Annotated in this window: 10 protein-coding genes; 3 read left to right on the forward strand and 7 right to left on the reverse strand. The window is 57.4% G+C overall.

Annotated features, from left to right (window positions below; translation table 11 throughout):
* Positions 1-8 precede the first annotated feature (8 nt).
* The 3 genes from HY17_RS14725 to HY17_RS14735 all read right to left on the reverse strand — a co-directional run bounded on the left by HY17_RS14725 (position 9) and on the right by HY17_RS14735 (position 6,801).
* Entirely contained in the window at positions 9-3,944 is a 3,936-nt protein-coding gene (locus HY17_RS14725) for a type I polyketide synthase (RefSeq protein ID WP_051600148.1), read from the reverse strand.
* Complete coding sequence (locus HY17_RS14730) at positions 3,944-5,488, reverse strand: PfaD family polyunsaturated fatty acid/polyketide biosynthesis protein (protein ID WP_034767945.1); 1,545 nt, start codon at positions 5,486-5,488, stop codon at positions 3,944-3,946. The genes HY17_RS14725 and HY17_RS14730 overlap by 1 nt, the downstream gene beginning before the upstream one ends.
* A gap of 503 nt (positions 5,489-5,991) precedes the next feature.
* Positions 5,992-6,801: an SDR family NAD(P)-dependent oxidoreductase gene (locus HY17_RS14735; RefSeq protein ID WP_034767947.1), complete on the reverse strand. Its 810-nt coding sequence runs from the start codon at positions 6,799-6,801 to the stop codon at positions 5,992-5,994.
* Positions 6,802-6,968: 167 nt separating this feature from the next.
* On the opposite strand from HY17_RS14735, the gene rpsD reads away from it, so the two are divergent.
* Together rpsD and HY17_RS14745 are read left to right on the forward strand one after the other, a co-directional pair.
* A complete protein-coding gene (gene rpsD, locus HY17_RS14740; RefSeq protein WP_034767949.1) occupies positions 6,969-7,586 on the forward strand; it encodes a 30S ribosomal protein S4 in 618 nt (205 codons plus the stop codon).
* Positions 7,587-7,660: 74 nt separating this feature from the next.
* Positions 7,661-8,488 carry a PPK2 family polyphosphate kinase gene (locus tag HY17_RS14745; RefSeq protein ID WP_034767952.1) on the forward strand — a complete coding sequence of 276 codons (828 nt, stop codon included), beginning with the start codon at positions 7,661-7,663 and terminating at the stop codon, positions 8,486-8,488.
* Here the strand turns inward: HY17_RS14745 and HY17_RS19610 are convergent.
* The 3 genes from HY17_RS19610 to HY17_RS14760 all read right to left on the reverse strand — a co-directional run bounded on the left by HY17_RS19610 (position 8,485) and on the right by HY17_RS14760 (position 11,126).
* A complete protein-coding gene (locus tag HY17_RS19610; RefSeq protein WP_051600149.1) occupies positions 8,485-9,114 on the reverse strand; it encodes a head GIN domain-containing protein in 630 nt (209 codons plus the stop codon). The two genes, HY17_RS14745 and HY17_RS19610, sit on opposite strands and share 4 nt — an antisense overlap.
* A gap of 16 nt (positions 9,115-9,130) precedes the next feature.
* A complete protein-coding gene (locus tag HY17_RS19615) occupies positions 9,131-10,063 on the reverse strand; it encodes a GIN domain-containing protein (protein WP_051600150.1) in 933 nt (310 codons plus the stop codon).
* Between the two features lie 97 nt (positions 10,064-10,160).
* Positions 10,161-11,126, reverse strand: a complete 966-nt coding sequence (locus tag HY17_RS14760; RefSeq protein ID WP_034767954.1) for a GlxA family transcriptional regulator — start codon at positions 11,124-11,126, stop codon at positions 10,161-10,163.
* Positions 11,127-11,192: 66 nt separating this feature from the next.
* On the opposite strand from HY17_RS14760, the gene HY17_RS14765 reads away from it, so the two are divergent.
* Positions 11,193-11,897 (forward strand): DJ-1/PfpI family protein, encoded by a 705-nt coding sequence (locus tag HY17_RS14765; protein ID WP_034767956.1) that lies wholly within the window; start codon positions 11,193-11,195, stop codon positions 11,895-11,897.
* Here the strand turns inward: HY17_RS14765 and rimO are convergent.
* Positions 11,879-13,228, reverse strand: a complete 1,350-nt coding sequence (gene rimO, locus HY17_RS14770) for a 30S ribosomal protein S12 methylthiotransferase RimO (RefSeq protein ID WP_034767957.1) — start codon at positions 13,226-13,228, stop codon at positions 11,879-11,881. The genes HY17_RS14765 and rimO overlap by 19 nt on opposite strands.
* Positions 13,229-13,266: the final 38 nt, after the last annotated feature.

Here is a 13,266-nt window from a genome sequence, read left to right on the forward strand (position 1 = left end):
ACCGTCCCCTAGGCAAAAAAATCAGCGATCGCCCTGATCGTGCGGAGTTCAACGAGGACTTCCGGGTCCACTTCCGGGAGGTTTGGATGCTGTTCACGAAGGGCCGAAAGGATTTCAACCTGTTTGATGGAATCGACGCCCAACTCACCCTCAAGATCCATGTCGTCTTCCAGCATATCACTCGGATATCCTGTTTTGTCAGCAATCAGCTCCCGGACGACATCCGGTGTGATTGAGCCATTTAACTTACCAGGGGTAGACGCGGCCGGTGCAGAAGAAACTTCAACGGTGATGGGAGCGATTTTCTTGACCGCCGGAGCGGGCGAGACACCATTTGATCCTGTCACCATGTCGGCAATTGCTGCGATCGTGCGCAATTCCACGAGGCGTTCTGGGTCTATCTCAGGAAGTTCCGGCAGCTGCTCGCGGATCGTCGACAGGATTTCGACCTGTTTGATGGAGTCGACGCCCAGCTCTCCCTCCAGATCCATATCCACATCCAGCATGTCTTCTGGGTAACCGGTTTTATCTGCAATAATGCCACGTACCAGGGCGACGGCATCCACACCTTGAGTGCTGATAGCGCGAGCAGCAGTTTCCGTGACAGGTTGGACTGGTGGGGTGGTTGCCGTTGATGCGGCTGGTTGAGCGTGTGCTGAGCGTCTTGCGGGTGTTTTTGCCGGACCAGGTACAGCAGGCGCGTCTGCAGTCGCAGGCTCGGGATGTCGTGGTGCTGGGGCGACCGGCGCGATTGGAGCCGGAGCGGGTTGAGGTAGTGCTTTTGCCGGTTCAGGTAATGATACCGCGGCGCCATTCATGACTTGCGATACAGTATTCAAATACGCGGCATGAGCCGAAGAGGCCATGCTCATGAACTCCGAATGACGGCGAGATACCTCCATCAACACCCGTTCAACTGGGGTTTCGCCCCCGGACCCGGAAGGGTCATAGGATGGCATGGAAGGAAACGACGAGTAGGATGAATCCGGCATGGCAGGTTCCTGGGGATTAGAGGCAGAAGAGGATTGAGTTGGGCCTGCCTGAGGAAGGCGATCGGCCATCGTACGGTTATTTTGCGGGGTAGAAGCTGGTGTGCGATCGGGATTCGGCGCAGCTTTGCCCGCCGCACCGTCCGGTGGCGGATAAGGTTTGCCGAAATTCGCCCCGGAAATCATGACAGCGTGCTTGGGCGGAGCCGGGCGAGGAGGTTCCGCAGGCAAGTCTTCGAACAGGGTTGCAAAATCGACGGGAATGCCCGCAACGCTGATTGCGCCAAGTACTGACAGAAATTGTGTAACACCATTCATTCGCTTGTTGTCGAGCGAATAGGATTTGTGCGGACGGTCACGAAGGACGTCATCAACCAGCCCGGTGACGACCGACCCTGGGCCTATCTCAATGAACACGCGCGCACCGTCGGCGTACATCCGCTCGACCAGTTCCCTGAACCGGACAGGAGAGGCGAGTTGGCTTGCGACTTCCACGGGCATCTGTGTGCCGGTGCAGGCGTAAGGCTCTGCTGTTGCATTAGCATATACCGGCAGAGAAGGTTTGCGCAGGCGTAGTTTCCTGAGTGCCGTTTCAAATGGTTCAACAGCAGACGCAACAATCTTCGAATGAAAAGCGGTAGCGACGGGAAGAAGGCGGGCCTTCAGTCCTTCCTGTGTACATAGCTCCAGAGCATCGTTCACAACTTTGGTGGGACCGGACAGCACGACCTGGCTCGGCCCATTGTCGTTGGCGAGTACCAGATCTGGAGCGAATTCGCCCAGGATGTGACCAATATCCTCTGATGCGGCCTGAACGGCCATCATGGATCCGGAACTGGACTTTGCGGCTTCGGCCATCAAGGCACCACGATCGACAGACGCTGAAAGAGCACCGGAAGCGTTCATAGCGCCTGCATAGTGCAACGCCATGATCTCACCGAAGCTGTGTCCGGCCGCCATCTCACCCTGGATCCCGGCTTGCGACAGCAAGGCGAGGTGCGACAGGGTTACGGTAGCGATTGCAGGCTGGGCATGCTCCATGGCTTTCAGGTGATCAGTTTGATCGCCATGTTCGACCTGATCGAATGCTGCTGGCGGAAATGCCAGTTTATGGAGTTTCAGCTCACCCGCACGTTTGTGACTTGCGGCTTCATCCCAGACTGCTCTTGCGGCCGGGAATGCCATGGCCAGATCAGCGCCCATACCCACATATTGGCTGCCTTGCCCTGAAAACATGAAGGCGACTTTTTCATCTGCCGGCTGATCGAGAGATACATGGCAACCCATTTTTAGGGGGCGGTTACCAATTTCATTGCTATTCAGGGCATCGATGACGCTGTTGACTTTAACGGTGAGGTCTTCCGGAGATTGTGCCACAATGGCCGCGCGAGCGGGTGCCGTGGCATCAAATGCCTCCTGGCTTTCTGATGCTCGGAAAGCGAATTCCTTTTCTGTGAGACCGGTCTTGAACGCCGCAATTCTGGAAGAGAGTGTCGCGGGAGACTCTGCCGAAAACAGGAAGAGCTCTGCGGGCAATGATCTCCAAGGTCTGACTGCATTAGGGCCGGTATATTCTTCCAAAGTGACGTGGAAGTTGCTGCCCCCGAAACCGAACGAACTCACAGAGGCTCTGCGAGGCCGTTTTTTTGGAGAAATCCAGGGGCGGGCCTCGGTGTTCAGATAAAAAACCGGGCTGTTCTTGATGGCGTCTGCCGGTTCTTCCACTTTGATGGTCGGTGGCAATGTCTTCCGGCTTAAAGCATGCGTGACTTTAATCAGGCTGGCAGAACCGGCCGCTGCTTTTGTATGGCCGATCTGTGCCTTGACTGAACCAATGGCGCACCAGGGTTCGTCCTGGTTGTGCTCTCCAAAAACGAGATGGAGCCCTTCGATTTCGGCCTTGTCGCCAGCTTTTGTACCAGTACCATGAGCTTCTACCAGGTCTACTGTAGACGGATCATATCCAGCCTGATCGTATGCGCGCTTCAGCGCTCGGGCTTGGCCGTGTGGAACCGGGCTGTAGATTGCGGTTCCTTTGCCATCTGAAGCCCCGCCAAGTCCTCTGATGACGGCATAGATCTTGTTACCATCCCGCTCGGCGTCATCTAGTCGGCGCAAAGCGAGCATGCCAATACCTTCGCCCAGCATGGTGCCATCCGCTCGCGTGGAAAATGGCCGGCAGTCTCCGGACGGCGACAAGGCCGGTGTCTTGGAGAAGCACATATACATCAGAATGTCGTTCAGGGCGTCCACGCCGCCTGTCAGAACTGTGTCGCTGTCTCCGGACCTCAGCTCATGCAGGGCGATTTGTAGTGCCGAGAGGCTGGAGGCGCAGGCGGCATCGGTTACGTAATTGCTGCCGGTCAGATCAAATCGGTTTGCGATCCTTCCGGCGATAACGTTGCCAAGCAAACCGGGGAAGGTGGCTTCCTGCCAATCGACATAGTGATCTTCAATCCGCCGGGTGATGTCCTGAACCTGGCTTTCTGGCAGCCCGGCCTGACGCATCGCATCCACCCATGCAGGACGCTGAAGCCGACCCGCCATGTGGGCGGTCATCTCCGTTGCCGATGCGACGCCGAGAATGATGCTCGTGCGAGATTTATCGATCATTCCGCTGGAGTCTTGTTCAATGTCTTCCAGCGTCATTTGTGCGGCGATCAGAGCCAGAAGCTGAGCTGTGTCGGTGCCCTCCATCGCTTTGGGGGGAATGCCGAAATAGAGCGGATCAAAAGCGAGAGGATTGATGAACCCGCCACGACGTCCGTACGTCCGGTCTTTCGTTTTGGGATCTTCATCATAGTAGTCTTCAATCAGCCAATGACTTGGTGGTACATCGCTGATCAGGTCCCGGCCTTCAAACAGGTCACGCCAGAAACCCGTAACATCACCCCGTCCCGGATAGACGGCCCCCAGGCCGACGATCGCGACAGGAGCGGCGGTTTGTTTGGCCATCACGCGGCCTCCGTTTCAGCGAATTGATGCGGGGTGTAATCGAAGGCCGTTGGAGGCACAGCGACACCGACGGCGCGCAGTTGAGAAGCTCTAGTTATGCGGGCTGCGCCTTCCATGAGGTTCCAGGCAATCTGGCGGACCGTCCGGTTGGATATGTCCTCCAGGAAAGTGCCCGCGGCCCATTCGTTAAACGCCCCCTGCGCGGGGCCGCACCAGATCTGGTAGTCAGCTAGATGTTCAGGATCGCCGTCACGGGCGAATTGTGCGCCGGAGAACAGGTAGCGCCTTGCGACGAGAGCGAGACGCTTGTTGCCGTCGGATTCCGCCCGTTCAGCTTCTTTCGGGTTCACGTCCCTGATGTAGCTGCGTGTCGCCTGCCAGGCGGCTTCGAACGGCTCGCCAAGAATATCTTCGATCCAAACCTGGTCTTTTGGATCCAGCGTTTCGAACGACGCGCCGGAACGATAGAGCTGAAACAGTCTCTTTCCGCGCATCGCGAAAAGGGTACCGCGCTTCAGAACCTGAACTTCCACGCCTTGCTCGAACATGTCCGCAGCCGGCGCCATCGCAACGTCGGCCGGCCCGGCTTTGGCCAGCAATTGGCGACCGGGCAGGGACAGGCCGGATTCTACGGCTGCCTGATTGATGGAACCCGTCAGCACATAGGCCGCACCCATGCCGAATGCTGCCGCCACAGCGTGCGGTGTGGCGATGCCGCCAGCCAGACCGATCCGGATGGCGTTGGGGTCAATTCCGAATTTTGAGGCAACCCGATCCCGGGCTGCGGATATCGAGGAAAAGAGGGGGGCTGCTGACCTCCGGTCTGTATGCCCCCCGGAATCCGCCTCTGCTGTGATTTCTGCTGCGACGGGAACTTGTCTGGCGAGTTCAGCCTGCGCTGAGGAAATCGCACCAGAATCGACCAGGGAGTTCAGAATGGCATCCGGTGCAGGCGACAGGAACTGCTCGGCGACTTCTGCGCGGGACACTTTCGCGAATACATGGTTCGTCCGGATGATCTGACCATCGGGACGTCGTGCAAGCCCGAGCGCCGTATATCGCACGATTTCGGGAGATAGGCGCATGTAGGCCGACGCGGAAACGCGCCTGACTTTCTCATGAAGAAACAGGTCAACGACGGCGGCCTCATAACCAGGCTGCTGGGGTGTGTGAATCAGGTTGGCGCCCCAGCAGATCTGATCAGAAGACAATTCCGATTTGATCTGGAGCAGTCCTAGCTCGATTTCATCAAGAGCAAGTCCGGCGCTACCGTAGAATCCCAAGCAGCCGGCGCGCACGGCTTCGACAACCATACGTGGCGTGGCGATACCGCGTGCCATTTCCCCAACGACATAGTTGAATCTGCTCCCGTGGGTCGCAGAAAAGGCTCGGTCACCCAGCCATTCGGGGTAAATTGGTGGGAGTATCGCTGCGCCGGTTGAGGTGCCTTCGGTGATGGCAACGGCTTTCACCTCATCCGCGGAAAGCTCTAGGCTGACCGGGAGGCGCGGGTTCTCAATGATCGTGGTGCACACGTTCATCATCCAGGACACTTCTTGCCATCTCACTGCACAATTCTACGCAGTCGCTATTTAAAACTATACGAACGGAATACACCCGCTGTCGAAAACCCGTCTTTCACAGTTAAGGAAATGTATGTGCTTTCGCACCCGCTCTCCGGATCTGCAGTATTCCCAACACATCAGACCTATCAGCTCACTCTAGGAAGATGCAAAGTATTTCATTCAATACGTGAAAGATTAGACGTCAGAACGACAGATTCGCGAAGATTAAGCATATCGTTCTGGCTGTGATGAATGAATTCCGTTCAGAAATTGATCCTGAGTCGCCGCCCTCCGACAGGAAGACAGGTGATTCGTGCAAAATGAGGCTTCGCTGGAACCGACCCGGCCGGAGCGTTCGGATTGCCGGTTTCTGGTGTTCATTCCCTGAAACTAGAAGGTGTCATGCCGGTTCGGTTCGGCATGACACCCTCTATGTCTCGTTCTTATTCTGAGAGTTCGCTTAGGTTGCGAACTTGAACAGGTTAGCCACCGGCGGTCATGGCGCCATCAACGACATGTTCCTGTCCATTGATGTAACTGGATTTGTCCGAAGCAAGATAAACGATCAGATCGGCCACCTCATCAGGGCGTCCCGGTCTTCCCATTGGTGAAGCCTGAGCACCCAATGTGTCGGCATCTAGCGCATTCGCACCAGCAGGAACATCGGGAATAATCGGCATCCCTTCACCCAGACGCGTGATGGATTTCTGCCAGATCGGAGTATCGATGATCCCGGGATGGACCGAATTGACCCTTATCGGCCAACCGGCGCGGGCGCATTCCACGGCTGCAGCCTTGGTGAAGAGGCGAACCGCGCCTTTTGACGCGCAATAAGCGCTGAGCCCCGCTGCGCCGCGGAGACCTGCAACCGATGAAATGTTGATGATCGACCCGCCGCTTTTCTGCATCTTGCGAATGGCCGCGCGGGTGCCCAGGAAGACGCTGTCCACATTCACAGCCATTTGCGTTTTCCAGTCGTCCAGTGAAAATTCGGGAATGGCGCCGCCAATCGCGATGCCGGCATTGTTGACGAGAATGGATGGCGTGCCGAGTTTCGTCTCTGCTTCGTCCATCACTGTGTCCCAAAGCGCTTCGTCGATGACATCTTGAACCAGTGTTGCCACTGTGCCGCCGGCAGCGGATATGTTGGCTGCGGTGGTCTCCAGACCTGCTTTGTCGATGTCGGTTGCGAAGACGGCAGCGCCTTCTGCTGCCATAGCTTCTGCTGCTGCCCGTCCGATGCCGCTTCCAGCCCCCGTTATCACGGCCACGCGGCCATCCAGTATTCCCATGTATTCCTCCCTTGTGATTGCAGTAGCTGTAGCAGGTACGGAGCTTGACGGAAGGGTCGGTTTGGTGTTTTACCCGCCGCTTCAGAACGGGATGGTGCGGAACCGCCGTTGAAATCGTGGGCAAGATGAGCTTGCCCACCGGTCCGCGTCGCCAATGAGGTACTACAATGTCTCGTCGCCATAGCGCGAAGTACAAGATCGACCGTCGCGTCGGTGAAAACATCTGGGGCCGCCCGAAGTCCCCCGTCAACAAGCGCAACTACAAGCCCGGACAGCACGGCCAGAACCGCCGCAGCAAGACGTCCGATTTCGGCATGCAGCTGATGGCGAAGCAGAAGCTGAAAGGCTACTACGGCGATCTCACCGAGAAACAATTCGCGCGGATCTATGAAGAAGCGGCCCGGATCAAGGGTAACACAGCCGAGAACCTGATCGGCCTTCTGGAATCGCGCCTCGACGCTGTTGTTTACCGCGCCAAATTCGTTCCGACGATCTTTGCTGCACGCCAGTTCGTCAATCACGGCCACGTCATGGTCAACGGCCGCCGCTGCAACATCGGTTCAGTTCGCCTGAAGCCGGGCGATGTCGTCCAGATCCGTGAGAAATCCCGCAACATGGCGCTCGTGCTCGAAGCACTGGGCAGCCCGGAGCGTGATCTGCCGGACTACGTGGAAGTCGATCCGAAAGCGATGAGCGCGACTTTCACGCGCGTTCCGGAACTGGCTGATGTGCCATATCCGGTGAAGATGGAACCGGCCCAGGTGGTCGAATTCTACTCCTCGTAAGACAGCCAGTTTCTTGAACTACGTAAAAGGCCGCGCCAGACTGGTGCGGCCTTTTTCTTTGGAGATTCAATCCCATGAGCATTCCCAGCATTTCCGACGTCCGCGAACATCTTATTGCGGAACCGGGAAAGCCTTTCGATCTCTCGAAGCGCGACAGTGGCGACCGGAGCCTCTTCGAAGATAAGTCTCTCGCGAAGACCAGCCTCAAAAAGGATGCTGCCGTCATCAATGAATTGAAGGACATTCTTTACGCCGAAAGAAAACGTTCCATACTGGTGGTGCTCCAGGGCATGGATACGGCCGGGAAATCGGGCACGATCAAATCGGTCTTCGCTGATACCACGCCGCTCGGCATGGAAGTGAAGGCGTTTAAGGCTCCCAGCTCCAATGAACTCGCGCGCGACTATCTATGGCGGATCCACAACGCGATTCCGAAGAAAGGGCATGTCGGAATATTCGACCGCTCGCACTATGAAGATGTCCTGGTCGCAAAAGTGAGAGGCTTCGCGAGTCCGGAGGACGTGGAGCAGCGGTATGATCAAATCAATTCATTTGAAAAGCACCTGTCCGAGAACGGTGTGACCATCATCAAATGCATGCTCAACATTGGATACGCAGAGCAAGGCGTCCGGCTTCGTGAGCGCCTCGAAGAACAACACAAGTACTGGAAATTCAATCCAGCGGACCTGGACGACCGGGCGCTGTGGAAGGAATTCATGGCGGCATACGAAACCGCGGTGCAGCGGTGCTCCACGGAACATTCCCCATGGTACGTGATCCCGGCAGATAGCCGAACGCGCCGCAATGCCATGATCGCGCGGCTGGTGCGTGGTGCGCTGGAGGAGATGAACCTCAGCTGGCCTGAGTCAGATTACCGGCTCGAGGATTTTGATTTTTCCTAATGAAAGTCGGTGCTACCGCCACTAATGGAGTGGTTGGACGTGCGATCCGGTGGATCGCCCCAGATATCAATGCTGCCGCCGCTTGAGGTTTTTCCAGTCGCGCTTTCGGTGGCATAGGCAGTCGCCGAGCCTCCGCTGCTGGCTTTGGCGATTAGTCGATGACAATGGAGATCCTTGGCATCCGCGTTCCCGCCTGAGCTGACCCTTAGCACCAGCGCATTGCAGGTGCCGGAAAGCTCTGCAGATGCACCGCTCGATACACTGAGACTAAAACCTTCCGCATCGATTCCGGTTGCGTCGATCCAAGACCCCGAACTTGCTTCAACTGCGTTCAGTTCCGGAGATGTAACCCGAACGGTGACGCTGAGATTGTTTCCCCAACCGGATTTCATTTTCCGGGAAATATACAGCCGGCCGCCGTCCTGGCGGATCTTCATGTCTTCCGGACCGCCGCGCTGGAAATCAGCAATGACGCTATAGGTGTCTGCTGTTTCGTATTTGACTTCGACGCCCGCCGAGATATCGAGTTCGTCGAAGCCGAAGAAGTCATACGTTTTGGACGTGTCTGCCCATGCCGCACACGCTGATGCCGCGAAGACGGTGGAAACGATCAGGGACTTCATCATCTTTTTTTCCCCCAGGTCAGCTGCCGAACTCGATGTCACCACCGCTCGACAGGGAAACATCGCGGATTTCCGGTGAACCGGAGATGTAGATATCCCCGCCGCTGGAGGCGCGCGCTTCTACAGATTCAGAAGCGGAAACACTTATGTCGGCGCTGCTGGACGCCATGATTTTTGCACTCAGGCAGGTCAAACCGTTGGCATCAACATCGGCGCTGGAGGATGCTTCAACCTTGATGCTTGTGCACTGGCCGGAAAGCTCGACATCTGCACTGGAAGATGCCTCAACCAGAAATTCGGCGGCGTCGAGCGACTTCAATTCCAGGTCCCCACTTGAGGAAGCTTCAATCCGAACCTGTCCGGTCCCGACCATTATTGCTTTGATGTCTCCACTTGATGACGAATGAAGGTCGAGTGTCTCCGCACGGAAATCGGACGCGAAAATATCTCCGCTGGACGACGCATGGAGGCTGGCAATCCTAGCTGAACCTGCGAGTTCGAGATCTCCGCTGGAAGACGCGCGGGCGTCGAAATTGTCGCTGTCGACTCCGGTGGCGGTTAGTTTGGCTGAACGCTTCACCAGCACGCCGTCGAGATCCGGTCCGGACACGCGCACGACATAGTAGGGCACCCGCTTGCCATTGACCTTGATGACCTTGCGGTCATTCTTGGTATTGATCGACACGTTGTTGAACCAACCAGAACGGTTCCGGACACTGTTACGGGAAACGACCAGTGTGTCGCCTTCAAAGTCCAGGTAGATGTCGCTGAAGTCGTTTTCAGCTTGCTCCACAACAATCGACGGTGTCGCCGCTGCTTGATAGATCACATCGATCGGTCCCGCGGCTTCGATCTGGGAGAATGATTGTGCGCTGAAGGTTTTGGATTCAGCGAGTGCGGCCGGTGCAGTCAAAGCGAGCAGCGCGGCGAGGCATGTGGCTGTACGTTTCATGAGTGATCTCCTTGATAGAAGCACTATGAATTATCGAAATACGATATGTCAATCGTCGAATAACGATAATATTGGTTGGGTCTGTGCTTTATGCCGCTCAAGAACGCACCTGACGGCGCAAGACCATCGGTGGTTGCCCGTAGGCCCGGATGAAGGCAGTGCGCATCCGTTCAGCGTCCACAAATCCGGTATCTTTGGCAATCTGCTGCAGGGAACTGCTGGTTGTCTCTACATACTGCCTTGCCGACTCAAGCCGTAGTTTTTCGACGAAGCGAGCCGGTGTCGTGCCAGTCTCTGAACGGAAAACCCGAGCGAAATTTCTCGGGCTCATTCCAGCCTGTTCCGCGATTTGTTCAACCTTGAGATCACTGGATAAATGGGTCCGGATCCAGTCAATGAGCGCATCGAAGCGGCCGGATACCAGCTTCACATCCTGCATAACCGAGAACTGGGATTGCCCCCCATGCCTGCGGTGGTGAACCACCAGCTCGCGCGCGGAGCGGCGCGCAACTTCAGGTCCCAGATCATCTTCAACGAGCGCCAGGGCAAGATCGATCCCGGCGGTGATACCTGCAGAAGTCCAGAACTTGCCATCCTGGACGTAGATACGGTCAGCTTCGATGGTCACTGCGGGGAAGTGCCGTGCCATATCCGGGCAACGCCGCCAGTGCGTGGTAGCGCGCCGGCCGTTCAGAAGCCCTGCTGCGGCGAGCAGTATGGAGCCGGAACAGACAGATGTTGTTCGCCGAGTGCGACTGGACAGGTCCTTGATTGCATTCAGGAGTTCCTTGTCGCGCATCACCTCGCGAGTGCCTTCGCCGCCAGATACAATCAACGTGTCCAGAGTCAGGTCTGCCGGGAGTTTCTGGGAACACAGGCAAACACCACTGGAGGCCCGAACAGGGCCGCCGGTCATGGAGTAGACTGTCAGATTGTAAGGCGGAGGAGACATGCCGCGGATCGGCATTTCAAAGACAGAAATCGGTCCGGCGGCGTCCAGCAACTGAAAACCCTCGAAGATCAGCACTCCGATGTCACGGGTCTTGGTGGTGGCTGAAAACATGGGAACAATGTCCTTTCTGCCATAAAGGATTTAGTTCAGAAAAGAACGGTCAGCAAGGAGGCCACCATGACCCAGCCGTTCACCACCGTGTTTGCCGTCTATGATAACATGACTCATCTGGACTTTACTGGACCACACCAGGTCTTGTGCCGACTACCCGATGCGCAAACCGTGATCGCGAGCCGAGATGGTGGAGACGTGGTTGCCGAAGGCAATCTGGTCGTCGGGCGCACAGCGAAGCTGTCGGAGATCGAGCGCTGTGATCTTCTCTGCGTACCCGGCGGCGTCACGGCAACGCAGGTGGCTCTGGACGAAGACTTCGTCAGCGAGATCCGTCGCCTCGGAGCGCGCTCCACCTATGTCACGTCGGTTTGCACGGGCTCACTCATTCTGGGAGCAGCTGGCTTGCTTCAGGGTAAGCGGGCGGCCTGTCACTGGGCGTGGCGTGAACTGTTGACGGAGTTCGGTGCCACCATAGATACCGGCCGCGTGGTGCGGGACGGGAATACGTTCACGGGTGGGGGTGTTACGGCCGGGATCGATTTCGCCCTGACCATGGTCGCGAAGATCGCCGGAGAGGCCTACGCCAAGGCCCTGACACTCGGTTATGAATATGCCCCGGCGCCGCCATTTCCCGGCGGTCGGCCGGAACTGGCTGAGCCAGAAACAGTCGCAGCTTACAACCGGATGATGGCAAAGGTGATGGATCAGCGCAGGGCCGAAGCACGCGAAGCGGGTGAGCGGATGCGCGCTCAGGCAGGCGTCGCGTAGAGGTCGTAATCGTCGGCGCCGGTGATTTTCGCCGCCACGATGTCACCCGGCTTCAGTTGCGTTGCGTTTTCGAGGTAGACCACCGCGTCGACTTCCGGCGCATCGGCTTTGGTTCGGGCAATCATCATGCCGGGCTCTTCATCAGCGCCATCGACGATGACGTCCTGGACGGTACCGACCTGTGCTTCCGCGCGACCCGCCGAAACCTCGGCCTGAACCTGCATGAAGCGGTGCCAGCGCTCTTCCTTCACTTTATCCGGCACATGACCGGGCAGGGCGCGGCTGTCTGCGTGGGCGACGTTCTCGTACTGGAAGCAGCCGGCGCGATCGATCTTCGCTTCGCGAATGAAATCCAGCAGGATTTCGAAGTCTTCTTCGGTCTCACCCGGGAAGCCGACGATGAAGGTAGACCGGATCGCAAGATCCGGCACATCGCGGCGCCATTGCTGGATGCGTTCCAGCACCTTGTCCTGTTTTGCCGGGCGCTTCATCGCTTTCAGCACATTCGCGGATGCGTGTTGGAACGGAATGTCCAGATACGGCGTGATCAGCCCTTCCGCCATCATCGGGATGACGGCATCCACGTGTGGGTAAGGATAGACATAGTGCATCCGAGTCCACACGCCGAGGCTGCCCAGGCCCTTCGCGAGGTCCAGGAAGCGGGTTTCATATTCCGTGCCATGCCAGGTTTCTGGCTTGTAGCGGACATCGAGACCGTAGGCGGACGTATCCTGGCTGATGACGAGGAGCTCTTTGACGCCCGCTTTTACGAGCTGTTCGGCTTCGGTCAGCACGTGGTGGATCGGCCGGGAGACGAGATCGCCGCGAAGCTTGGGAATGATGCAGAAGCTGCAGCGGTTGTTGCAGCCTTCAGAGATCTTCAGATAAGCGTAGTGGCGCGGTGTGAGGCGCAGGCCCGCTTCCGGCACGAGGTCCAGATGCGGATTGTGCGGTGGCGTCAGGTGCGTGTGGACTGCCTCCATGACCGCTTCGTACTGATGCGGACCCGTGATCGCCAGCACTTTGGGATGCGCCTTTTCGATGACTTCCGGCTCTGCGCCCAGGCATCCGGTCACGATAACCTTGCCGTTCGCCTCGATGGCTTCGCCGATGGCATCAAGGCTTTCGTCCCGTGCGCTGTCGAGGAAGCCACACGTGTTCACCAGCACCAGGTCTGCGCCCGAATAGTCCGGAGCGATCTGATAGCCCTCGGCCCGCAGACGCGTGATGATCCGCTCAGAATCAACGAGCGCTTTGGGGCAGCCAAGCGAGACGATGCCGACTTTCGGCTGCGTCGGGCGGATCGGGGCGGGGCGGGTGGTCGTGTCCATGTCCGTTCTGCTATATTGAAAGTGTGGGACAGGAAAGC

This window comes from Hyphomonas sp. CY54-11-8 (assembly GCF_000682735.1).
Taxonomy (GTDB): Bacteria; Pseudomonadota; Alphaproteobacteria; order Caulobacterales; family Hyphomonadaceae; genus Hyphomonas.

Bases quoted from the DNA above. Each gene is read 5' to 3' on its own strand.
- HY17_RS14725 (WP_051600148.1), bottom strand. From the start codon at position 3,944: ATGGCCAAACAAACCGCCGCTCCTGTCGCGATCGTCGGCCTGGGGGCC.
- HY17_RS14730 (WP_034767945.1), bottom strand. From the start codon at position 5,488: ATGATGAACGTGTGCACCACGATCATTGAGAACCCGCGCCTCCCGGTC.
- HY17_RS14735 (WP_034767947.1), bottom strand. From the start codon at position 6,801: ATGGGAATACTGGATGGCCGCGTGGCCGTGATAACGGGGGCTGGAAGC.
- rpsD (WP_034767949.1), top strand. From the start codon at position 6,969: ATGTCTCGTCGCCATAGCGCGAAGTACAAGATCGACCGTCGCGTCGGT.
- HY17_RS14745 (WP_034767952.1), top strand. From the start codon at position 7,661: ATGAGCATTCCCAGCATTTCCGACGTCCGCGAACATCTTATTGCGGAA.
- HY17_RS19610 (WP_051600149.1), bottom strand. From the start codon at position 9,114: ATGATGAAGTCCCTGATCGTTTCCACCGTCTTCGCGGCATCAGCGTGT.
- HY17_RS19615 (WP_051600150.1), bottom strand. From the start codon at position 10,063: ATGAAACGTACAGCCACATGCCTCGCCGCGCTGCTCGCTTTGACTGCA.
- HY17_RS14760 (WP_034767954.1), bottom strand. From the start codon at position 11,126: ATGTTTTCAGCCACCACCAAGACCCGTGACATCGGAGTGCTGATCTTC.
- HY17_RS14765 (WP_034767956.1), top strand. From the start codon at position 11,193: ATGACCCAGCCGTTCACCACCGTGTTTGCCGTCTATGATAACATGACT.
- rimO (WP_034767957.1), bottom strand. From the start codon at position 13,228: ATGGACACGACCACCCGCCCCGCCCCGATCCGCCCGACGCAGCCGAAA.